The sequence below is a fragment of the Rhodanobacter sp. OK091 genome (genome assembly GCF_900142825.1).
Taxonomy (GTDB): Bacteria; Pseudomonadota; Gammaproteobacteria; order Xanthomonadales; family Rhodanobacteraceae; genus Rhodanobacter.
Map to the genome: position 1 here is coordinate 660702 of NZ_FRCH01000001.1, position 18866 is coordinate 679567.

Below are 18866 nucleotides of genomic sequence, written 5' to 3' on the forward strand. Positions count from 1 at the left end.
CAACTCTATATAGCCTGGTTGCCTATACTCGGGGGATTGCAGCGAGGAGAGCTTCTCATGGGATTCCTGCAGGACGCGCCGCAACTGCCGCATCCTTATCGCAGCGACCGCTCGCTGCTGGCCTTGCTCGATCGCGCGCTACCGGCCGGTCGACGAGCCGCGCTGGACGCCGATCTCGATGCGTTGGGCGATTACGCGCAGATGGCATGGCGTCGCGCATACGCGACGACACGCCGCAAGCCGGTACTGACGCAGTGGGATGCGTGGGGGCAGCGGGTCGATCGGATTGAGCTGACCACGGCATGGCAGGAAGGCCCGCAACTCACCACGCGACATGCGGTGCTCGCCGCCGGCCACGCGGACAGCGAACATGCGCGACTGGAGGAGTTCGCCCGTGTCTATCTGTATCACCTCGCCAGCGAGTTCTATACCTGTCCGCTGGCAATGACCGACGGTGCAGCGACGGCGATCAAAGCGTCCGGCAATCGCGAATTGATCGAACGCGCGCTGCCGCATTTCCTCAGCCGCGACGCTTCGACCCTCTGGCTCAGCGGCCAATGGATGACCGAGAACAGCGGCGGCTCCGATGTGGGCAACACCGAAACCGTTGCACGAAAAGACACCAGCGGCCAATGGCGACTGTACGGACGCAAGTGGTTCAGCTCGGCAGTCGTCGGCGAGGCGGCGCTGGCGCTGGCGCGGCCCGAAGGTGCAGGAGCCGGCACTGCTGCGCTGGCGCTGTTCTATGTCGAAACGATGGACGGTGAACGGCGCAAGCCGGAACTCGTGGTCGATCGCCTGAAGGACAAGCTCGGCACACACGAACTGCCCACCGCGGAAATCCATCTGGACGGCCTGCCCGCCTGGCCGCTGGGCGAGCTTGCCCACGGTGTCCGTCAGGTGGCGCCGATGCTCAATGTCACCCGAACCTGGAACGCAATCTGCGCGATCGCGAGCATGGCGCGCGCGATCAGCCTGGCGCGCGATTACGCGACGCGCCGACAGGCGTTTGGCCGTCCATTGATCGAGCAGCCGCTGCATGCGCAGACACTGGCTAACATGCAAGCCGAATTCGAGGCTGCGTTCGCGCTGGCGTTCGAGGTCGCTCACCTGCTCGGCCGCGTCGAGCATGGTGCCGCCGCACCGCAGGAAGCCGCGCTGCTGCGCCTGCTCACGCCGCTGGCCAAGCTGTGGACCGGCAAGCTGGCGGTGAAGCTGTGTTCCGAGGCGCTGGAGTGTTTCGGCGGCGCCGGCTACATCGAGGACACCGGCCTGCCGCAGCTGCTGCGCGACGCGCAGGTGTATGCCATCTGGGAAGGCACCACCAATGTGCTGTCGCTGGATAGTCTGCGCGCGCTGGCTGGCGACAGTTTCGAAGCTCTGCGCGCGTCCAGCGCCATTTGGCTGGCCGGCAACGACGACATGCACGCGGCCAGCGCGATCCGGCAGACGCTGGACGCCGCCGCACGCTGGCTCGACCAGCACGCGACCGCGCGCGACACGCTGGAGGCCGGCGCACGCGGCCTCGCCTTCACGCTGGCCCGCTGTGCGAGTGCCGCATTGCTGGCACGCCAGGCCACCTGGTCGCGCCAGCACGGCGAGCAACGTTCGGCGGCAGCGCTGCGGCGCTTCGTCGGCCGCGGCCTCGATCGGCTGGTGACACCGGATGCCGGCGACACCGCGCTATTGCTGGGATGACCTTTCGCTGGTTGTTGTTGTAGGTGTAGGAGCCCGCTCGCGGGCGATGCTGTTGTTCTGATTTTCCCCACCCGACATCAAAGCAACAGCATCGCCCGCGAGCGGGCTCCTACAACGACACGATAAACCAGGGCGGCGAGCGCTTCAGGTGAGCACAGGCTAAAATGGCCCGTCCCTCTCCTCTTCGGCCACCCGCATGCAGCATCTGACCATCGTCACCACCGGCGGCACGATCGACAAGATCTATTTCGACGACAAGTCGGACTACAAGATCGGCGCGCCGCAGATCGGCGAGATCCTCGGCCAGCTCGGCGTGGCGTTCCAGTTCGACGTGATTCCGATCCTGCGCAAGGACAGCTTGCACATGGGTGCCGAGGACCGCGCGCTGGTGCGCTCGACGATCGAGGCCCAGCCGCATCGCCATGTGCTGGTCACCCACGGCACCGACACCATGGTGGAGACAGCGAAGGAACTGGCGACGATCAAGGGCAAGGTGATCGTGTTGACCGGTGCGTTGAACCCTGCGCGTTTCCAGGGCTCCGATGCGGTGTTCAACATCGGCTGCGCGGTGGCCGCGGTGCAAACCCTGCCCGACGGCGTCTACATCACCATGAACGGCCGCGTGTGGGACCCGTCGAAGGTGCGCAAGAACCGCGACGCCAACCGTTTCGAGGAAGTGGGCGGCTGAGCGCATCGACTTCCTCTCCCCCGTGAGAGGGAGTCGAGCTCACAGCATGCCGGTCTCGAGTTTGGCGGCGTCGGACATCATCGAATGGGACCATGGCGGATCGAACACCAGATCCACGTCCGCCTCGGCCACGGTGGGAATCATTTCCAGTTTGGTGCGGGCGTCGTCCACCAGAATGTCCCCCATGCCGCAGCCCGGCGCGGTCAAGGTGAGCTTCACATAGACCTTGCGCTCGCCCGATGCGGTCTGTTCCAGGCTCAGGTCATAGACCAGCCCCAGCTCCACTACGTTGACCGGGATCTCCGGATCGAACACGGTGCGCAGCTGATCCCAAGCCAGTTTTTCCACATCCGCGTTGGTGGCATCGGCGGGCACCTCGATCGGAGCAGGCGGCTCCTTGCCCAGCGCGTCGGCGTCGTTGCCGGCGATGCGGAACAGGTTGCCTTCCACGTACACGGTGAAACTGCCGCCCAACGCCTGGGTGATGTAGCCGATCTGGCCGGCAGGAAGGCTCACCACGTCGCCTTGCGGCACCATGACGGCGCTGCAGTCACGCAACAAGGTGAAGGGTTCGCTGCTTAGACTGAAACCACTCATGCCACTTGCCAATCCCGTATCTGCGAGTACGACCACGCGTCGAACCCAGGTTGTCTATTATGCCGTTCGCCGCGCGGACCCGCTTGTCTCAGATCAGGCCGGAATCGTGGAACTCAAGGGAATGCCGCCATGCACTCGTCGGCGACGCCTGCCGGCATGACGTTATGATGAGCACTTTGCCTGATGGACAAACGCATGTTCCAAGCCACCCCGCCGTGCCGTCATCGATGAGCGTGCGCAACGTATTGATGTTTGCTTTCGCGCTGTTCAGCGCCGCGATGCTGGGGCTGGCCGCCGGTGCGGTATGGATGGTTGCTGCCCTGTATCTGCGTCAGCCGCTGCCGTGGCTGGTAGTGCCGATCGGCGCGCTGCTGGCTTGGGCCATCCGCAGCTACGTGCGTTCGGCGGGTGTCGGTGCCGCGCTGTTGGCGGTATGGGCCACGATGCTGGCGGCGATCTACGTGAACATGCTGATCGCCGGCGTGCTGATCTCCGGCAACATGGGCATGGATCTGATCGAGACCTTGCGTACGGCCGGTGCCGGCATGCTATGGCAACTGGCGCGCATGGCATGGTCGCCGGCGGATATCGGCTGGACCACGCTGGCCATGCTGCTGGCCGCGTGGCTGGCCTGGCGCACGCCACGCAAGCATGCGCGCACCGTGGCGACCGGCAAGTAGCTCAGGCGTCGATCGCCTTCAGCTCCGTCACCAGTTCGCCCATCGCCGCCTGGCCGTCGCCGTACAGCATGCGTGTGTTGTCGGCGTAGAACAGCGCATTCTCGATGCCTGCAAAGCCAGTGCCCTTGCCGCGCTTGATCACGATCACGTGCTTGGCCGCACTGACATCGAGAATCGGCATGCCGTAGATCGGTGAAGCCGGGTCGGTCTTGGCCAGCGGATTCACCACGTCGTTCGCGCCGATCACCAGCGCCACGTCGGTGGCCGGAAATTCCGGATTGATGTCATCCATGTCGGCGATCAGGTCGTACGGCACCCCGGCCTCGGCCAGCAGCACGTTCATGTGGCCGGGCATGCGGCCGGCCACGGGATGGATCGCGAATTTCACCTTCACCCCGCGCTTCAGCAACAGCTGGGCGAACTCCCACACCTTGTGCTGCGCCTGCGCCACGGCAAGACCGTAGCCGGGCACGATCACTACGCGCTCGGCGTACGCCATCATCACCGCCGCATCGGCCGCGTCGATCGGCTTCTGGGCGCCCTCGATCGCCTGCGCCTCGCCGCCGGCCGCGCCGAAGCTGCCGAACAGCACGTTGCCGATCGAACGGTTCATCGCCTTGGCCATCAACTGGGTCAGCAGCGTGCCGGCGGCGCCGACCACCATGCCGGCGATGATCATCGCCTCGTTGCCCAGCACGAAACCCTCGAACGCCACCGCCAGCCCGGTGAATGCGTTGTACAGCGAGATCACCACCGGCATGTCCGCGCCACCGATCGGCAAGGTCATCATCAGCCCGAACAGCAGCGCCAGCACGAAGAACACCGCGATCAGCGGCAGGCTGGCATGGCCGCAAGCCAGCAGGATGCCGATCAGCACCGCCGCGGCAAGCAGCAGCAGATTGACCGCTCGCTGGCCCGGAAACACGAAACGCTTGTCCAGCCAGCCCTGCAGCTTGGCGAACGCGATCAGCGAACCGGAAAAGCTCACCGCGCCGATCAGCGCGCCAAGCACGCCCAGCGCCAGCTCGACCGGGGACAATGCGACCATCGCCGGCATCGGCGTCAGCGCATTGATCGCCCAGCTCTCCGGGCGCAACGGCGAGGTATCCGGGATGCCAGGCGGATGCAGGATCGCCAGCGTGCGCACGTAACCGATCAGCTCGACCGCGCCGATCGCCGCCGCCGCGCCGCCGCCCATGCCGTTGTACAGCGCCACCATCTGCGGCATCGCGGTCATCGCCACGCGCTTGCCGCTCCACCAGGCGGCGCTGACGCCGATCAGCACGGCGGCGATGATCAGCCCACGGTTCTGCATGTCCGGCAGGAAGAACGTGGCCAGCACCGCCAGCAACATGCCGTAACCGGCCCAGACGATGCCGCCGCGCGCCGTGCGCGGCGAACTCATGCGTTTCAGACCCAGGATGAACAGCAATGCGGCGAGGAAGTAACAAGCCTTGATCACGATCGGCAGCCAGCTCATCAGTGAGCTCCCTTGCCGGCATCCGGCTTGCTGGGCTTGAACATCTCCAGCATCCGCTCGGTCACCACGTAGCCGCCGGCGGCGTTGCCGGCGCCCAGCAGGACGCCGATGAAGCCGATCACGATCTCGAACCGCGTCTGCGCATGGCCTAGCGCAATCATCGCCCCAACCAGCACAATGCCGTGCACGAAGTTGGAACCGGACATCAGCGGCGTGTGCAGGATCACCGGCACCCGCGCGATGATTTCGTAGCCGGTAAACGCAGCCAGCATGAAGATATACAGCGCCAGGAAACCGTCGATCATGACCCCACCCCCTATGAGAGCCGCCCGCCAGGACGTAGTGCTCGCATCATACGGGTGCGGGTCAACCCGTGCGAGCCTGCTGCGTTGATTACGGGAACCGAACCGATGGAGCCCGAGGATGCGTCATCCGACGATGCGGACGAGGCGGCCATGAGCAGCGTGGCCGGTACGCTCGACGCTGAACTGCTGAGCGACACCCGCGAGACTCCCGCCACGCTGGACGCGTTTCTGGCGCAGGTCGAGCGGCGCGCGTTCCGCATGGCCGAGCTGCAGCTGCGCCAGCGCGAGGACGCCATGGACGCGGTGCAGGACGCCATGCTGCGGCTGGTCAAGCATTACCGCGACAAACCCGCCGTGGAATGGTCGCCGCTGTTCTGGGGCATTTTGCGCCGGCGCATCGTCGATCTGCAGCGCCGCCGCAAGGTACGCTCGATCGTAGTGGGCTGGCTCGGCGGCGGGCGCGACGACGATGGCGACGAACTGCCTTCGTGGGAACCCGCCGACCATGGCCCCGGACCGCTCGACCGGTTGCACGATGCGCAGTCGTACGCCGACATGGCCGCCGCGGTCAGCCAGCTGCCGCAGCGCCAGCGCGAGGCTTTCATGCTGCGCATGCTGGAAGGGCTGGACGTGGCGGAGACCGCACGCGCCATGGGCTGCTCCGAAGGCAGTGTAAAAACACATCTCTCACGCGCGATGCATCATCTGCGCGATCAACTGGAGGACTGGCGATGACCTCGTCCGATAAGAACCGGCCCGACAAACATTTCGAACAGCGTGCCCGCAAGCTCTGGCACGAAGCAGCCCAGCGCATCGATCCGGCCACCGCCGGGCGCCTGCGCGCGGCACGGCGGCGGGCGCTGGAAACGAAACAGGCACCGGTACACCACACCGTCCGCTGGCTGATCCCGACCGGCGCCTTCGCAGTGATCGCACTGGCCGCGATGATGGTGTGGCAGCCATTGCCGCGGCATCATGCGGCAACATCCACGCCAGCCGTCTACGGCACCGCCAGCGCAACGGCCGATGTCGACAACGATCTGCCGCCAGATGCCGACAAGACCGATCCGAACCTCTATCAGAACCTCGACTTCTATGGCTGGCTGGCTACCGCCGACAGCCATCCGGCAACCCGCTGAGCCATGACCAGACTCCTACGCCCGCTCCTCCTCCCGCTGCTGGCCGCGCTGCTTGGCAGCGTGATGGCCATGCCGCTGCATGCGCAGAATGCGCCGGCGCACCCGTGGAGCAGCCTCGATCCGGCCCAGCGCGAAGTGCTGGCGCCGTTGCGGCAGGAGTGGGACAGCATGCCGCCAGGCAAGCAGGCGCACATGCTGAAGCGGTCCGAGCACTGGATCACCTTGCCGCCGCAAAAACGCGAGGAAGTTCGCCAGCGCATTGCCCGCTGGCAGCAGATGACGCCGGAAGAACGTCAGCAGGCACGCGAAAACATCCGCAAGTTCAATCAGCTGCCGCCTGAGCAGCGCCAACAGTTGCACAACACCTTCGAGCGCTTTCAGCAACTGCCGCCGGCACAGCGCGAAAAACTGATACGCGAATGGCACGCCCTGCCTCCTGCGCAACGCCTGCAATGGGGCCGCCCCGGCCACGGCCACCCGCCTCCCGGCAAGCCATGACCCAGCCCCGCCCCGCCTTGCGCGGGGCAGTTTGTTTTTGGACCGTCATCCCAGCGAAAGCTGGGATGACGGGCTAATGGCGAGTTTTTTGAAGCCCGCCAGGGTGACCCGGCCGCTTACGCATTGAACCGGGTTTCGCCGGCGTGGCTGAGACAGCTCTTGGCGACCAGTTCGTCATTGAAATCCGGCTGCAGCGCGCCGTCGTGCACCAGCAGTTCGATGAAGTTGACGACGTTGCGTGCATACATCTCCGATGCATGCAGCGGCGCGCCAGCCGGCAGGTTCAGCGGCCCCAGGATCACCACGCCGCCATGCTCGACCCGCTCGCCCGGCCGGGTCAGTTCGCAGTTGCCGCCACCCTCGGCGGCCAGATCGACGATCAGCGCACCCGGCTTCATGCCGTCGACCATCGCTGCCGTGAGGATCTTCGGTGCCGGCCGTCCCGGCACGGCCGCGGTGGTGACGATCACGTCGATCGATTTCAGATGTTCGGCCAGCGCCTGTTGCTGCGCGGCGCGCTCCTCCGCCGACAATTCGCGCGCGTAGCCGCCGCTGCCGGCCGCACTGACGCCGAGTTCGAGAAACTTCGCACCCAGCGATTCGACCTGTTCGCGGGTTTCCGGGCGCACGTCATAGCCTTCGATCTGCGCACCCAGCCGGCGCGCGGTGGCGATCGCCTGCAGTCCGGCCACGCCCGCGCCGATCACCAGCACTTTGGACGGCCGGATCGTGCCGGCGGCGGTGGTCAGCATGGGGAAGAACTTCGGCGAGGCCTCGGCGGCGATCAGCATGGCGCGATAACCGGCCACCGCTGCCTGCGAACTCAATACATCCATCGCTTGCGCCCGCGTGGTGCGCGGCAGCAGCTCCAGCGAAAACGCGGTCAGCTTGTGCGCGGTCAGCGCGGCTACCCGATCGGCCGCGCCGTAGGGACGCAGTTGGCCCACCACCACACTGCCCTCGCGCAAACCGGCGAATACCGCGTAGTCCGGCGGCAGCACGCAGGCCAGCAGATCGGCTTGTGCCAGCACGCCGGCGGCGTCGGCGAACTCGGCTTCGGCATAGGAACTGTCGGGAAAGCCGGCGGCACGTCCCGCATCGCGTTCCAGCAGGACGCGCAGGCCTTTGCCGTGCAGCTTCTTCGCCATCTCGGGCGTGATCGCCACGCGACGCTCCCCGGCGGCGGTCTCACGCAAAGCGGCTACGGTGATCGGCATGGTGCAGTCCCCTCGACAGTGGTCGGAACATCTTAGCGGCTTGCGACGCCGGTTTTGATCTCGGATCAAGCGAAAAGAGTAAGCTGACCCGCCGACACATGCGGCCCGCGCCGACCGGGGTCCTTGCCGGAGATCCCGATGCCCGTATCCACCACCACGCTTACCGATTTGCTGGCACTGGCGCGCAGCGCGCGCGAGCAGGCTTACGCGCCGTATTCGCACTTCCGGGTCGGTGCCGCGCTGCTGACCCGCGACGGCCGCCGATTCAGCGGTTGCAACGTGGAGAACGCGTCCTACGGTCTGTGCAATTGCGCCGAACGAACCGCGCTGTTCAGCGCGGTCGCCGCTGGGTGCCGACCCGGCGATTTCGTGGCTGTGGCCGTGATCGCCGATACCGACGGTCCAGTCAGCCCCTGCGGCGCCTGCCGCCAGGTGATGGCCGAACTGTGCGACGGCGCCATGCCGGTTTTGATGGCCAATCTGAGCGGCGACACACAGCAAACCACCGTGGCCGCGCTGCTGCCCGGCTCGTTCAAGCTGCCGCTGCCGGCGTGACCGTTCGCGCGCGGTCGGCCCGCCAGTTAGCATGGGCGTCTTCGCGTCCAAAGAACTAATCCATGCCCCCTGCCCTGTCCCTGCTCCAGCAACGCCATTCCATCCCATCGCGACAGCTGGGTGAGCCGGCGCCGGATGAGGCGACGCTGCAGGCGCTTCTCGAAGCGGCGATCCGCGTGCCCGATCACGGCAAACTGGTGCCGTTCCGGCTGATCCGTATGCAAGGCGACGCGAAGCTGCGCTTCGGCGAACGGCTGGCCGCGATCGCGATACGCAACAATCCCGACATGTCTGAAGCCAAGCAGGAGAAGGAGCGCCTCCGCTACACCTTCGCACCACTGGTCGTGGTGGTTGTCGCCTGCCTGCATGCCGACAGCAAGGTGCCTGAGATCGAGCAGAAGCTGTGCGCCGGCAACGTCGCCTACAACATCCTGCTCGGTGCACATGCGCTGGGCTTCGGCGCGCAATGGCTGACCGGCTGGGCTGCATATGACCGCGACGCGGCGGCGATACTCGGACTGGCGGAGCACGAACACGTGGTCGGTTTCGTGCACCTGGGTACACCGCAGGTCGAGGTACCCGATCGCGATCGCCCGGCGCTGGCCGATCTGCTCAGCGCATGGACGCCGTGAACACGCCGGCGAACGGACTTCCAGCCGTCCATCTGGTCGACGGCAGCTTGTATGTATTTCGCGCCTGGCATTCGATGCCGAACGAGTTTTTCGACGCGGACGGCCATCCGGTCAACGCCGTGCACGGCTACGCCCGCTTCCTGTGCGAGCTGCTGGAGCGCGCGCAGCCCGAGCACATCGCGGTGGCGTTCGACGCTTCGCTGACCAGCTCGTTCCGCAACGCGATCTATCCGCCGTACAAGGCCAACCGTGAGCTGCCGCCACCGGATCTGGAGCGCCAGTTCGTGCAGTGCCGCGCGATCACCGAGGCGCTCGGCATCCATCTGATGATCGACCACAGCTTCGAGGCCGACGACCTGATCGGCAGCACCGTATGGAGCCTGCGGGCGCACGGCTGGCGCAGCGTGATCGTGTCCGCCGACAAGGACTTCGGCCAGTTGCTGGGTACGCACGACGAACAGTGGGACTATGCGCGCGGCCTGCGCTGGGGTCCGGCTGGCGTACATGAAAAACTCGGCGTGCATCCGCACCAGGTGGCCGACTATCTCGCGCTGTGCGGCGATGCGGTGGACAACATCCCCGGCGTGCCCGGCATCGGCGCGAAAACCGCCGCAGCCTTGCTGAGCCATTTCGGCAGTCTCGACATCCTGCTCGATCGCATCGACGAGGTCGCGTTCCTGCGGCTGCGCGGTGCGGCGGCGTGCGCCGCGAAACTGCGCGAGCACGCCGAGCAGGCGCGACTGTACCGCCGGCTCACCCGCATCGCGCTGGATGCCCCCGGCGCCAGCACTCTCGAAGTCATGCTGCGCGCGCCCCGGCAACCCGCCCAGCTCGACAGCCTGTGCGAACAGCTGCGCTTCGGGGCTTTCACCCGCAGCCGGCTCCGCGCCTTGCTGCGCTGAACCCATCTCCTCGCTGCCGGTTGTCGCTGCCAGTCGGACAGTTCAACATGTCCGCCGGATTTCCCGGACCCTCGAGCACCCATGAACGATTCCGCCAGCCGCATTCCCGCCGACGCCAGCGCACCGGTGGAAACCCTGTACGAAGGCCGCTGGCTCAGCCTGCGCAAGCGCGGCCGCTGGGAGTATGCCGAGCGCAACAATCCCGGCGGCGCGGTCATCATCCTGGCGGTGACGCCTGACGACCATGTGCTGTTCGTCGAGCAATACCGCGTATCGATCCTGCAGAACACGATCGAGATGCCGGCCGGGCTGGTCGGCGACGAAATCGGCATGACCGACGAGAGCGCACTGCTCGCCGCACAGCGCGAGCTGGAGGAAGAAACCGGCTATCGCTGCGAGCGGGTGGAATTCGTGCATTGCGGCCCGTCGTCATCCGGCATGAGTACCGAGATGATCACCTTCGTGCGGGCATGGGGGCTCACCAAGGTCGGTCCGGGCGGCGGCGACGAAACCGAAAACATCGTGGTGCACGAAGTACCGCGCCGGGAAGCCGGTGCCTGGCTGTTCGCCCGTTCCGCCGAGGGTTATTCGATCGATCCCAAGCTGTTTGCGGGGCTGTGGTTCATCGAACATTTCCGTTCGGCCACCTCGGGGCCCTAAAGATTTCTCCGGTGCGGCCGATCTCAGGATCAATGGTCCCTTGATCCTGGAACGCCCACCATGAAATCCCGTCTGCTTGTTTCCGCCCTGTGCCTGTTCGCTCCGATGGCAGCAAACGCAGCCTGCGCCGCCACGGATTTCGTCATCAAGAATTTCGCTGTCAGCGCCGGCTCTGGCGGCTTGAGCAGCAAGATGATCATGAAAGGTCAACTGGTCAACAACTGCGCCGAGGCTGCCGCCGCCCAGATCGAAGTCCAGGCCAAGGACAGCAGCGGCAACGTGCTGCAGTCCAAGAAAGGCTGGCCGGCCGGCACCACCAACATCGCGCCCGGTCAATCGGTGCAGTTCGACGTCGGCCGTCAATTCCACTACGACCCCAGCATGCAGACCTATGCCGCCGGCATCGTGAGCGTGCGCAGCTGGTAAGCCGGCGACGGCAACCATCCGCGGCCAGTGATAGCCGATCATGGGATGTCGCGCCGACGCGCGCTCTCCCGGCCGGCTGCGCGACTGCTCTAAAGTTTTCCGGGTCGCTGCCGCTTAACAGGTATCCCCCACCCGATGATGAGATAACCCGAGATGAAGAACATCCTGCTCGCCTCTGCCCTGCTCCTTGCCGCCCCCATGGCGGCACACGCAGCTTGCTCGGCCACCGATTTCACGATCCAGGATTTCAAGGTCGCCGCCGGTTCCAGCGGCCTGAGCTCGAAGATGACCATGAAAGGCCAGCTGGTGAACCATTGCGCCGAAGCGGCTGCCGCACAGGTCGAGATCCAGGCCAAGGACGCCAGCGGCAACGTGATCGCGAGCAAGAAGGGCTGGCCGGCAGGCACCACCAATATCGGGCCGGGGCAGTCGGTGGAATTCGACCTCGGCCGCCAGTTCCATTACGACCCCAACATGCAGACCTACGCCGCCGGCATCGCCAGCGTTCGCGCCTGGTAAGCAGACACGACGATCCACGCAGGCCTGACCAGGTTTCCTGATCGTCGCCAGCAAGCAGCAAACGAATACGGGTCGCCATCATGGCGGCCCGTATTCATTTGCTTGCACGCGTTGAATCGCTGATTCATCGAAGCCCCGCAGGGGACTGGCCCCTTCCTGCCGGTGGCCTAGTCCACTTCGCAGATACGAAAAGGCTCCGGAGTCCGGAGCCTTGAGGCACAACGCGCGCGCCAAAGGGATGTATCGCAGTCCGGGAAGGCAAACGGCCCACCGGTCGCTGCAAGAATCAGTGCAGCACGAACAACTTGTCGAAACCGGCCACACGCAAAGTGCTGCGCAACTCGGTGCCCGCGTTGACGATACGGATCTCGGCGCGGTCGGCGCCGGCGTGTTCGCGCAGCAGCAGCAGCATGCCCAGCGCCGAGCTGTCCATGCTGGTGACTTCGCCCAGGTCGATGACGTAGCTGCGCGCGGCGCCACCAGTGCCGAGGCAGGCCTCGTGAAAATCGCGATGGATGCTGAAATCGAAACGCTCGCCCAACTGCAGGGTCAGGCAATCGTGTTCGCTGTCGTGGTGGACGATCATGCTGTACTCCTCAAAACAATTCGATTTCGCCGGCATCCATCGAGCTCTGCAATGCCGGACCGCGGGAACGCAGACGCGCCTTTTCGCGCTGAATGGCCAGCCGGCTGCGCACCCGCTGCGCATGCTCGGCCAGGTTGTCGGCGTTGACCGGTGCGCAAGCCAGCTCCTCGATGTCACGCGTGCATTCGCCGACCACTTCCTGCAGCTCGACCAGCCGGGTGCGCGTCTGCCGCAGCAGCTGGCTGAGGATGTCCTCGAACTGCAGCGATCTGATCGTGGTGGAAACATCGCTGCCCAGGCCCCGATTGATCTCCACCACCTGGTCGGCGACCGCACTGGTGCGCGCGTCGCTCTCGGTGACGTGCGCCATCATGGCGTCGATGCCGCCCTTGGCCGACAGCGCCACGTTCAGGTCCTGCGAGGCCATCGTGCCGACCAGCCCACGCAATTGTTCCATCGCGGTACGTGCACGCTCGACGTGGCTGCCGATCTGCTCGTTGAACTGGTTGGAATTGCTGGCCAGGTTGCGGATCTCGCCGGCCACCACGGCGAAGCCGCGGCCGGACTCGCCCGCGCGCGCCGCCTCGATCGCGGCATTGAGCGCCAGCAAGTTGGTTTCCTCGGCGATCGTGTTGACGTTCTTCAGCAGTCCGAACACGGCATCCATCTCCTTCGCCATGCCGTCGATGCGGTAGACGATGCGCAGGCTTTCGCGCGACATCTGCACGATCATGCCGACGAAGTGCTGCAGCAAGTCACCGGTGCGGGCTGCGAAATCCTGCACCGAGACGCCACCATTCTGGGCGTCGATGATCTGCTTCAGCAGTGACTGCTGCAGCCCGGTCTTGTGCGACAGACCGTCGAACCCGCCGCCCAGTTCGGACACCGCGTCACGCAGCAGGTCGAGTCCCTGATGCAGCTCGCGGGTGGCGTGGCCGAGCTCGTCCACCAGCGCACCACGTACGTCCTCCAGCGCCTCGCGCACCGGGGTGCTGTTGCCGGCTTCAGCCATCGGCGCGGCCAGCAGCGGCCTGCGCCGGCTCTCGACAATCCATACCGCGGTGAGTACGACGATCAGCAGCGGCGCCAGCCATGCGGGATGCCACAGCAGCGCCAGCAACAGCGCGAGCGTGCTGGCGATCCAGCCGTAGAGCGGGCGGTCAGCGAAGATCCGGGCAATGTGAGATAGGACAACCATGAGCCGATATCCGATGTCAGGTGCGTGAAACACCGTCGTGGGGTTGGCGCGCCAGTGCGAGCAGGCGCGCGGCAATGTGATCAAGCGGCTGCATTTCCGCAGCCGCACCGAGTTTCCATGCGGCACCGGGCATGCCCCATACCACCGAGCTGGCCTCGTCCTGCACCAGCGTCGCCGCGCCGGCCTGTTTCAGTTCGAGCAGGCCGCGGGCACCGTCGTCGCCCATGCCGGTGAGCAGTACGGCAATGGTGCCCACGCCGGCGCTGGCCGCCATCGAACGGAACAACACGTCCACGCTGGGCTTGTGCCGGTTGACCGGCGGGCCATCGTGCAGCCGGCATACGTATTTGGCGCCGTCCCACATCACCAGCAGATGGTGGCTGCCCGGAGCAATGTAGGCATGGCCGGACTGGATCGGCTGGCCATCCTCGGCCTCGCACACGCGCATCGCCGAACACCGGTCCATGCGCGCGGCAAACGGGCCGCTGAAAGCCGCCGGAATGTGCTGGGTCACCAGGATAGGCGGCGCATCGGGCGGCATCGATTCCAACACCACGCGCACTGCTTCAGTGCCGCCGGTCGAGGCGCCGATCACGATGATCGGGCTGCCACCGCGGGTACCCGAGGTCTGTACGCGCGGCAGCACCGCATCCGCCGACAAACGCGGGGGCACATCCAGCCTGCGCACCGCCGTGCGTGCGCGCGGTTTGGCCCTGGCCGCCAGCTTCACTTTGGCGCAGATTTCCTGCGCGCTCTGACCGAAGCTGTTGGCCAGGTCACTGCTGGGCTTGGCCAGAAAATCCACCGCGCCCAGCTCCAGCGCGCGCAAGGTCACTTCGGCGCCTTGCACCGTCAGCGACGACACCATCACCACCGGCATCGGCCGCAACCGCATCAGGTTTTCCAGAAACGTGAGACCGTCCATGTGCGGCATCTCGACGTCCAGCGTCAACACGTCCGGATTGAGCTGCTTGATTTTCTCGCGGGCAATCAGCGGATCGGCAGCCGTGCCCACGACCTCGATCTCCGGATCGCAGGCAAGCATGGTCGTCATCAGCTTGCGGACCAATGCCGAATCGTCGACCACCAGGACACGTACTCTTTCCATTGCCATTCAACTCACCTGCCATGAAGCTCGAGCCGCGTCGCGATCGACGGCGGCCTCGCCGGTTTTCCGCGATGAAGCCGTCGCTAGAAAAGCTCGACCTCACCCTTTATCGGGTCATTTGCCAAACGCTTGAGGTAGCCGGGCTCATCGGCCACCAGCTGCACATCGTCGTGGCGACGCAGCAGCCGCACGCGCGCCCGGCCACTGCTGGGAAAGAACTGCACCTGCCGCGGATACACGTCGCCGAGATCCGATGCACACAGGTTCAGCTTTTCGGTGGCGATGTAGTGCTGCACGAAATCGATGTTGCGCTGACCGATGTCGGTCAGCTGCGCCAGCACGCGGCCACCGCCGAATATCTTGACCTGCAGATGGGCGCGCTGGCCGCCGGCGACGAGAATGGCGTTGATCAGCTGTTCCATCGCATCGCTGCCGTAACGCGCTGCGCGGCCCACCGTGGAAGTCCAGCTGTCGCGCTCGCCGCGCGGCTCCGGCAGCATGAAATGGTTCATGCCGCCGATGCCGCGGTGCGGATCGTGGATGCACGCCGACACGCAGGATCCGAGCACGGTCGTGACCAACTCGTTCTGCGCGCTGACATAGAACTCGCCGGGCAGCACTTTCACCGTCATGCATGCCTGCGCCGGATCCCAGTACCGGCGCAGATGCTCGAAGCCGGGCAGCACCGAAGCGTGGTTGGCGGTATCGGCGCGGCGATCGGCCAGTAGTGTCATCCGCCGATCTTCCGGTGGACGGTGCGGCCGATGAGCTCGAACTGGTCGTTGACGCCGTGCAGCGATTCGGAGTGGCCGAGAAACAGGTAGCCGCCCGCGGGCAGCAGCTCGGCGTAGCGGCGGAACAGCCGCTGCTTGGTCGGCTGGTCGAAATAGATCACCACATTGCGGCAGAAAATCGCATCGAACGGACCGCTCATCGGCCACGAATGCAGCAGGTTGAGCGGCTCGATGGTGACCAGTTCGCGCAGGCGCGGATGCACACAGGCCAGCCCGTCGTACTCGCCCTCGCCACGCAGCATCCAGCGCCGGCAGCGCTCGGCGCTGATGCCGGCCAGACGCTCCAGCGGATACACGCCTTTGCGCGCGGTTTCCAGCGCCTGCGGCGACAGGTCGGTGGCCAGGATCTTGGCGTCCACCTTGCTGCCGCTCTGCTCGATCGCCTCGGCCAGCACCATCGCCAGCGCGTAGGGCTCTTCGCCGGTGGAACAGCCCGCCGACCAGATCCGCAGGCGATCGCCTTCGCGACGCTTTTCGTGCAGCCAGCGCGGCAACAGCTCGTTGACCAGAAGGTCATAGTGGTGCACTTCGCGGAAGAACGCCGTCACGTTGGTACTGATGGCGCTGGCCAGTTCGCCGAGCTCGCTGTGCGGATCGCGCCGCAGCAACTCGCAATAGCCGCTGAAGCTCGACAGCCCCAGCGCGCGCAGCCGCCGCAGCAGACGCCCCTGCACCAGCTGGTGCTTGTGCTCGCCCAGCGCGATGCCGCAGTGCTCCAGCACGAAGGCGCGCAGGTACTGGAAATCGATGTCCCCCAGCAGCGGACCCGCGTGGCCCGTCGCAACGGCTTTGTCGTCGAGGGCAGCGGTCACCGCATTCACGTCAGAATTCCTTCCACACACCGGTTGCGCTGGCGGGTTCAACCGTCGCGCGCGCCGGGCGGACAGCTGCCGGCGCCGTGTTGCGCACGGCGGCGAATACCGCCTCGGCCTCCGCCGCTACCGTCTTCGCCCGCGTCGACGCCGCTGACGCCGCGGATGCCGCGCCGTCGTCGCTCAAATGGAAGAAGCCGACTTGGCGGGTCAGTTCGCCGGCCTGCTCATGCATGGCGCGAGCGGCGGCCGCGGCCTCTTCGACCAGCGCGGCATTCTGCTGGGTCATCTCGTCCATCTGCATCACGGCGTTGTTGACCTGGTCGATGCCGGCGGACTGTTCCTGGCTGGCGGCGGCGATCTCGGCCACGATGTCGGTGACCTTCTTCACGCTCTCGACGATCTCGGCCAGCGCCTTGCCCGATTGATTCACCAGCTCCGAACCGCTGCGCACTTTCTCCGCGCTGTCGTTGATCAGCCCTTTGATCTCCTTCGCCGCACCGGCGCTGCGCTGGGCCAGGCTGCGTACTTCGGTGGCCACCACGGCGAAGCCGCGGCCCTGCTCGCCGGCACGGGCCGCCTCCACCGCGGCATTCAGCGCCAGCAGGTTGGTCTGGAACGCGATCTCCTGGATCAGCCCCACGATGTCGGCGATCTTGCCGCTGGACGCGTTGATTTCGCTCATCGCGAGGATGGCTTTGCCGGCAACCTCACCGCCGCGCTCGGCCTGTTCGCGGGCGCCGCGGGCGAGCTGGTTGGCGTGGCTGGCGTTCTCGGCATTCTGCTTGACGGTGGAGGTCATCTGCTCCATCGACGAGGCGGTCTCTTCCAGGCTGGAAGCTTGTTCCTGCGTGCGCTGGCTGAGGTCGTCGTTGCCGTGCGCAATCTGCTGCGCCGCCGTGCTGACCGCATCGGAGCCGCGGCGAACTTCGCCGACCGTGAGGGTGAGCCGGTCGTCCATCGTGCGGAACGCTTCCAGCAGACGCCCCAGTTCGTCTTTGCGCTGGGTGGTGATGTGATGGCCCAGCTGACCTTGCGAAATGGCGTTGGCCAGATGCACCGCCCGGTTGAGCGTGCCGACGATGGAACGGATCAGGAAGAACGCCATCAGCACGGCCAGCAGCATGCCGGCGCCGAGTGCGGCGAAGGTCATCAGGCGGATGCGCTGGTAGCTGCTCACGGCCGACTCGTACTGCAGGCGGCTTTCATCGACCTGCAGGGCGATCAGCTTGTTCATCTCCGAATCCATGATCGTCATATTCGGCAGCACGTCGGAGTAGAGCAGGCTGCTGGCGCCGTCATCGGCCTTGTTCAGAGCGTCGGTGATCTCGGTCATCGACGAGGCCACGTCGCCGCGGGCGCTCTCGAACGCGCCCCATTGCTTCTTGACCGCCGGGGACATCACGGTCCCCCCCAGCTTTTTCAGCAGCGCCGCATCACCCGCCTGGGTCTTGGCGACTTCGTCGAGCTTCTGTTTGACGATCGCCTTGTCGTCCTTGTGGAAGGCCGCCTCGCTCAGCGAAATGAAGCTGTCCAGCGAGCCGCGCGCGACCTGGTTGATGTTGGTCAGCGGAATCAGTTCTTCCTGGTAGATCTGGCGCGCACTCTCGTTTGCCCTGGCCATGCCGCCAAGCCCGATCCAGGCGCCTACCAGCAACATGGCGCACAGCAGTCCAAGCACGCCGATAAGGCGAGCCTTGACGGTCAATGTGGTCAGGCGGGACAGGCGCGCCGTCAAATTCTTCATCTTCATCTCGATTCCCGGGTCAGGCGGCAACTTCAACTTCCTGGATGGCCGGCAGCGCCGCCTCCAGCGTTTCCACGTCCTCCGGACGCATCAGCTTTTCCACGTCCAGCAGCATCACCATGCGTTCGGCATAAGTGGCAAGCCCCTTCAGGTAACGCGTGTCCACCACCGCGCCCATGTCCGGCACCGGCTTGATCGCCGACGGTTCGATGTCGACCACGTCGGAAACAGCGTCCACCACGATGCCGAACAGGCGCTCGGTGATCGCCACGATGATCACTACGGTGTCGTCGCCGTAGCTTTCGCGCTGCAGGCCGAAGCGCAGGCGCAGATCCATGATCGGCACGATCGCGCCGCGCAGGTTCAGCACGCCCAGCACGTAATCCGGCGTCTGCGGAATGCGGGTGACGCGCGACCAGCTGCGGATCTCGCGTACGGCCAGGATGTCCACGCCGTACTCTTCGTCGGCCAGGCTGAAGGTGAGTTGCTGCAGCGGCGGTGCCGCGGACCGTCTGTCTTCGTGCATGGGGTCTTCGTACATGGGGCGTAACCTCGTGGCGGACGTCTGCGCGTCCTGCTTCCTTGACTGTGTCGGCGCAAGCGCCGGGAACTTGAGTGCAGTGCA

23 protein-coding genes are annotated in these 18866 nt (G+C 65.7%); 12 read left to right on the forward strand and 11 right to left on the reverse strand.

Annotated features, from left to right (window positions below; all coding sequences use genetic code 11):
- The first annotated feature begins 57 nt into the window (after positions 1–57).
- Positions 58–1698: an acyl-CoA dehydrogenase family protein gene (locus tag BUA26_RS03240; RefSeq protein ID WP_072757813.1), complete on the forward strand. Its 1641-nt coding sequence runs from the start codon at positions 58–60 to the stop codon at positions 1696–1698.
- Between the two features lie 196 nt (positions 1699–1894).
- Positions 1895–2386: an asparaginase domain-containing protein gene (locus BUA26_RS03245; protein WP_072757815.1), complete on the forward strand. Its 492-nt coding sequence runs from the start codon at positions 1895–1897 to the stop codon at positions 2384–2386.
- A 39-nt stretch (positions 2387–2425) separates the two neighbouring features.
- On the opposite strand, the gene sufT is transcribed toward BUA26_RS03245, so the two are convergent.
- Positions 2426–2983 (reverse strand): putative Fe-S cluster assembly protein SufT, encoded by a 558-nt coding sequence (gene sufT, locus BUA26_RS03250; RefSeq protein WP_072757817.1) that lies wholly within the window; start codon positions 2981–2983, stop codon positions 2426–2428.
- Between the two features lie 227 nt (positions 2984–3210).
- Here sufT and BUA26_RS03255 point away from each other — a divergent pair, with 227 nt between their 5' ends.
- Positions 3211–3663: a hypothetical protein gene (locus BUA26_RS03255; RefSeq protein WP_072757819.1), complete on the forward strand. Its 453-nt coding sequence runs from the start codon at positions 3211–3213 to the stop codon at positions 3661–3663.
- A 1-nt stretch (position 3664) separates the two neighbouring features.
- Here the strand turns inward: BUA26_RS03255 and BUA26_RS03260 are convergent, their stop codons facing one another.
- A complete protein-coding gene (locus BUA26_RS03260; protein WP_072757821.1) occupies positions 3665–5143 on the reverse strand; it encodes an NAD(P)(+) transhydrogenase (Re/Si-specific) subunit beta in 1479 nt (492 codons plus the stop codon).
- Positions 5143–5448 (reverse strand): NAD(P) transhydrogenase subunit alpha part 2, encoded by a 306-nt coding sequence (locus BUA26_RS03265; RefSeq protein WP_072757823.1) that lies wholly within the window; start codon positions 5446–5448, stop codon positions 5143–5145. The genes BUA26_RS03260 and BUA26_RS03265 overlap by 1 nt, the downstream gene beginning before the upstream one ends.
- A gap of 150 nt (positions 5449–5598) precedes the next feature.
- On the opposite strand from BUA26_RS03265, the gene BUA26_RS03270 reads away from it, so the two are divergent.
- The 3 genes from BUA26_RS03270 to BUA26_RS03280 are packed head-to-tail and all read left to right on the forward strand — an operon-like array spanning position 5599 to position 7085.
- Positions 5599–6183 carry an RNA polymerase sigma factor gene (locus BUA26_RS03270; protein WP_072759985.1) on the forward strand — a complete coding sequence of 195 codons (585 nt, stop codon included), beginning with the start codon at positions 5599–5601 and terminating at the stop codon, positions 6181–6183.
- A complete protein-coding gene (locus BUA26_RS03275; RefSeq protein ID WP_072757825.1) occupies positions 6180–6587 on the forward strand; it encodes a DUF3619 family protein in 408 nt (135 codons plus the stop codon). Before BUA26_RS03270 ends, BUA26_RS03275 begins: the two co-directional genes overlap by 4 nt.
- Before the next feature lie 3 nt (positions 6588–6590).
- Positions 6591–7085 (forward strand): DUF3106 domain-containing protein, encoded by a 495-nt coding sequence (locus tag BUA26_RS03280; protein WP_072757827.1) that lies wholly within the window; start codon positions 6591–6593, stop codon positions 7083–7085.
- A gap of 116 nt (positions 7086–7201) precedes the next feature.
- On the opposite strand, the gene BUA26_RS03285 is transcribed toward BUA26_RS03280, so the two are convergent.
- The gene (locus tag BUA26_RS03285) at positions 7202–8302 is read right to left on the reverse strand and encodes an NAD(P) transhydrogenase subunit alpha (protein WP_072757829.1); all 1101 of its coding nucleotides are present in this window, start codon (positions 8300–8302) and stop codon (positions 7202–7204) included.
- A gap of 138 nt (positions 8303–8440) precedes the next feature.
- Here BUA26_RS03285 and cdd point away from each other — a divergent pair, with 138 nt between their 5' ends.
- The 6 genes from cdd to BUA26_RS03315 all read left to right on the forward strand — a co-directional run bounded on the left by cdd (position 8441) and on the right by BUA26_RS03315 (position 11996).
- Positions 8441–8857 (forward strand): cytidine deaminase, encoded by a 417-nt coding sequence (gene cdd, locus BUA26_RS03290; RefSeq protein WP_072757831.1) that lies wholly within the window; start codon positions 8441–8443, stop codon positions 8855–8857.
- A gap of 62 nt (positions 8858–8919) precedes the next feature.
- Positions 8920–9489 carry a nitroreductase family protein gene (locus BUA26_RS03295; RefSeq protein WP_072757833.1) on the forward strand — a complete coding sequence of 190 codons (570 nt, stop codon included), beginning with the start codon at positions 8920–8922 and terminating at the stop codon, positions 9487–9489.
- Positions 9477–10391 (forward strand): 5'-3' exonuclease, encoded by a 915-nt coding sequence (locus tag BUA26_RS03300; protein WP_072757835.1) that lies wholly within the window; start codon positions 9477–9479, stop codon positions 10389–10391. Before BUA26_RS03295 ends, BUA26_RS03300 begins: the two co-directional genes overlap by 13 nt.
- 81 nt (positions 10392–10472) lie before the next feature.
- A complete protein-coding gene (locus BUA26_RS03305; protein ID WP_072757837.1) occupies positions 10473–11051 on the forward strand; it encodes an NUDIX hydrolase in 579 nt (192 codons plus the stop codon).
- Positions 11052–11111: 60 nt separating this feature from the next.
- Positions 11112–11477: a hypothetical protein gene (locus tag BUA26_RS03310; RefSeq protein ID WP_072757839.1), complete on the forward strand. Its 366-nt coding sequence runs from the start codon at positions 11112–11114 to the stop codon at positions 11475–11477.
- A gap of 153 nt (positions 11478–11630) precedes the next feature.
- Complete coding sequence (locus BUA26_RS03315; protein WP_072757841.1) at positions 11631–11996, forward strand: hypothetical protein; 366 nt, start codon at positions 11631–11633, stop codon at positions 11994–11996.
- Between the two features lie 286 nt (positions 11997–12282).
- On the opposite strand, the gene BUA26_RS03320 is transcribed toward BUA26_RS03315, so the two are convergent.
- From BUA26_RS03320 to BUA26_RS03350, 7 genes are all read right to left on the reverse strand, one after another.
- Complete coding sequence (locus tag BUA26_RS03320) at positions 12283–12582, reverse strand: STAS domain-containing protein (RefSeq protein ID WP_072757843.1); 300 nt, start codon at positions 12580–12582, stop codon at positions 12283–12285.
- 10 nt (positions 12583–12592) lie between these two features.
- Positions 12593–13780: a methyl-accepting chemotaxis protein gene (locus BUA26_RS03325; protein WP_072757845.1), complete on the reverse strand. Its 1188-nt coding sequence runs from the start codon at positions 13778–13780 to the stop codon at positions 12593–12595.
- A 16-nt stretch (positions 13781–13796) separates the two neighbouring features.
- On the reverse strand, positions 13797–14888 hold the full coding sequence (locus BUA26_RS03330) for a protein-glutamate methylesterase/protein-glutamine glutaminase (RefSeq protein WP_072757847.1): 1092 nt from the start codon (positions 14886–14888) through the stop codon (positions 13797–13799).
- Between the two features lie 83 nt (positions 14889–14971).
- Positions 14972–15622, reverse strand: coding sequence for a chemoreceptor glutamine deamidase CheD (cheD, locus tag BUA26_RS03335; protein ID WP_072757849.1), 651 nt, complete (start codon positions 15620–15622; stop codon positions 14972–14974).
- Positions 15619–16503: a CheR family methyltransferase gene (locus BUA26_RS03340; RefSeq protein WP_255368140.1), complete on the reverse strand. Its 885-nt coding sequence runs from the start codon at positions 16501–16503 to the stop codon at positions 15619–15621. The genes cheD and BUA26_RS03340 overlap by 4 nt, the downstream gene beginning before the upstream one ends.
- Position 16504: 1 nt before the next feature.
- Positions 16505–18247 carry a methyl-accepting chemotaxis protein gene (locus BUA26_RS03345; protein WP_072757851.1) on the reverse strand — a complete coding sequence of 581 codons (1743 nt, stop codon included), beginning with the start codon at positions 18245–18247 and terminating at the stop codon, positions 16505–16507.
- Positions 18248–18260: 13 nt separating this feature from the next.
- Entirely contained in the window at positions 18261–18767 is a 507-nt protein-coding gene (locus BUA26_RS03350; RefSeq protein ID WP_072757853.1) for a chemotaxis protein CheW, read from the reverse strand.
- Between the last annotated feature and the right edge of the window lie 99 nt (positions 18768–18866).

Excerpts from the sequence above, each read along its gene's own strand:
- BUA26_RS03240 (WP_072757813.1), top strand. The coding sequence starts at position 58 with ATGGGATTCCTGCAGGACGCGCCGCAACTGCCGCATCCTTATCGCAGC.
- BUA26_RS03245 (WP_072757815.1), top strand. The coding sequence starts at position 1,895 with ATGCAGCATCTGACCATCGTCACCACCGGCGGCACGATCGACAAGATC.
- sufT (WP_072757817.1), bottom strand. The coding sequence starts at position 2,983 with ATGAGTGGTTTCAGTCTAAGCAGCGAACCCTTCACCTTGTTGCGTGAC.
- BUA26_RS03255 (WP_072757819.1), top strand. The coding sequence starts at position 3,211 with ATGAGCGTGCGCAACGTATTGATGTTTGCTTTCGCGCTGTTCAGCGCC.
- BUA26_RS03260 (WP_072757821.1), bottom strand. The coding sequence starts at position 5,143 with ATGAGCTGGCTGCCGATCGTGATCAAGGCTTGTTACTTCCTCGCCGCA.
- BUA26_RS03265 (WP_072757823.1), bottom strand. The coding sequence starts at position 5,448 with ATGATCGACGGTTTCCTGGCGCTGTATATCTTCATGCTGGCTGCGTTT.
- BUA26_RS03270 (WP_072759985.1), top strand. The coding sequence starts at position 5,599 with ATGAGCAGCGTGGCCGGTACGCTCGACGCTGAACTGCTGAGCGACACC.
- BUA26_RS03275 (WP_072757825.1), top strand. The coding sequence starts at position 6,180 with ATGACCTCGTCCGATAAGAACCGGCCCGACAAACATTTCGAACAGCGT.
- BUA26_RS03280 (WP_072757827.1), top strand. The coding sequence starts at position 6,591 with ATGACCAGACTCCTACGCCCGCTCCTCCTCCCGCTGCTGGCCGCGCTG.
- BUA26_RS03285 (WP_072757829.1), bottom strand. The coding sequence starts at position 8,302 with ATGCCGATCACCGTAGCCGCTTTGCGTGAGACCGCCGCCGGGGAGCGT.
- cdd (WP_072757831.1), top strand. The coding sequence starts at position 8,441 with ATGCCCGTATCCACCACCACGCTTACCGATTTGCTGGCACTGGCGCGC.
- BUA26_RS03295 (WP_072757833.1), top strand. The coding sequence starts at position 8,920 with ATGCCCCCTGCCCTGTCCCTGCTCCAGCAACGCCATTCCATCCCATCG.
- BUA26_RS03300 (WP_072757835.1), top strand. The coding sequence starts at position 9,477 with ATGGACGCCGTGAACACGCCGGCGAACGGACTTCCAGCCGTCCATCTG.
- BUA26_RS03305 (WP_072757837.1), top strand. The coding sequence starts at position 10,473 with ATGAACGATTCCGCCAGCCGCATTCCCGCCGACGCCAGCGCACCGGTG.
- BUA26_RS03310 (WP_072757839.1), top strand. The coding sequence starts at position 11,112 with ATGAAATCCCGTCTGCTTGTTTCCGCCCTGTGCCTGTTCGCTCCGATG.
- BUA26_RS03315 (WP_072757841.1), top strand. The coding sequence starts at position 11,631 with ATGAAGAACATCCTGCTCGCCTCTGCCCTGCTCCTTGCCGCCCCCATG.
- BUA26_RS03320 (WP_072757843.1), bottom strand. The coding sequence starts at position 12,582 with ATGATCGTCCACCACGACAGCGAACACGATTGCCTGACCCTGCAGTTG.
- BUA26_RS03325 (WP_072757845.1), bottom strand. The coding sequence starts at position 13,780 with ATGGTTGTCCTATCTCACATTGCCCGGATCTTCGCTGACCGCCCGCTC.
- BUA26_RS03330 (WP_072757847.1), bottom strand. The coding sequence starts at position 14,888 with ATGGAAAGAGTACGTGTCCTGGTGGTCGACGATTCGGCATTGGTCCGC.
- cheD (WP_072757849.1), bottom strand. The coding sequence starts at position 15,622 with ATGACACTACTGGCCGATCGCCGCGCCGATACCGCCAACCACGCTTCG.
- BUA26_RS03345 (WP_072757851.1), bottom strand. The coding sequence starts at position 18,247 with ATGAAGATGAAGAATTTGACGGCGCGCCTGTCCCGCCTGACCACATTG.
- BUA26_RS03350 (WP_072757853.1), bottom strand. The coding sequence starts at position 18,767 with ATGCACGAAGACAGACGGTCCGCGGCACCGCCGCTGCAGCAACTCACC.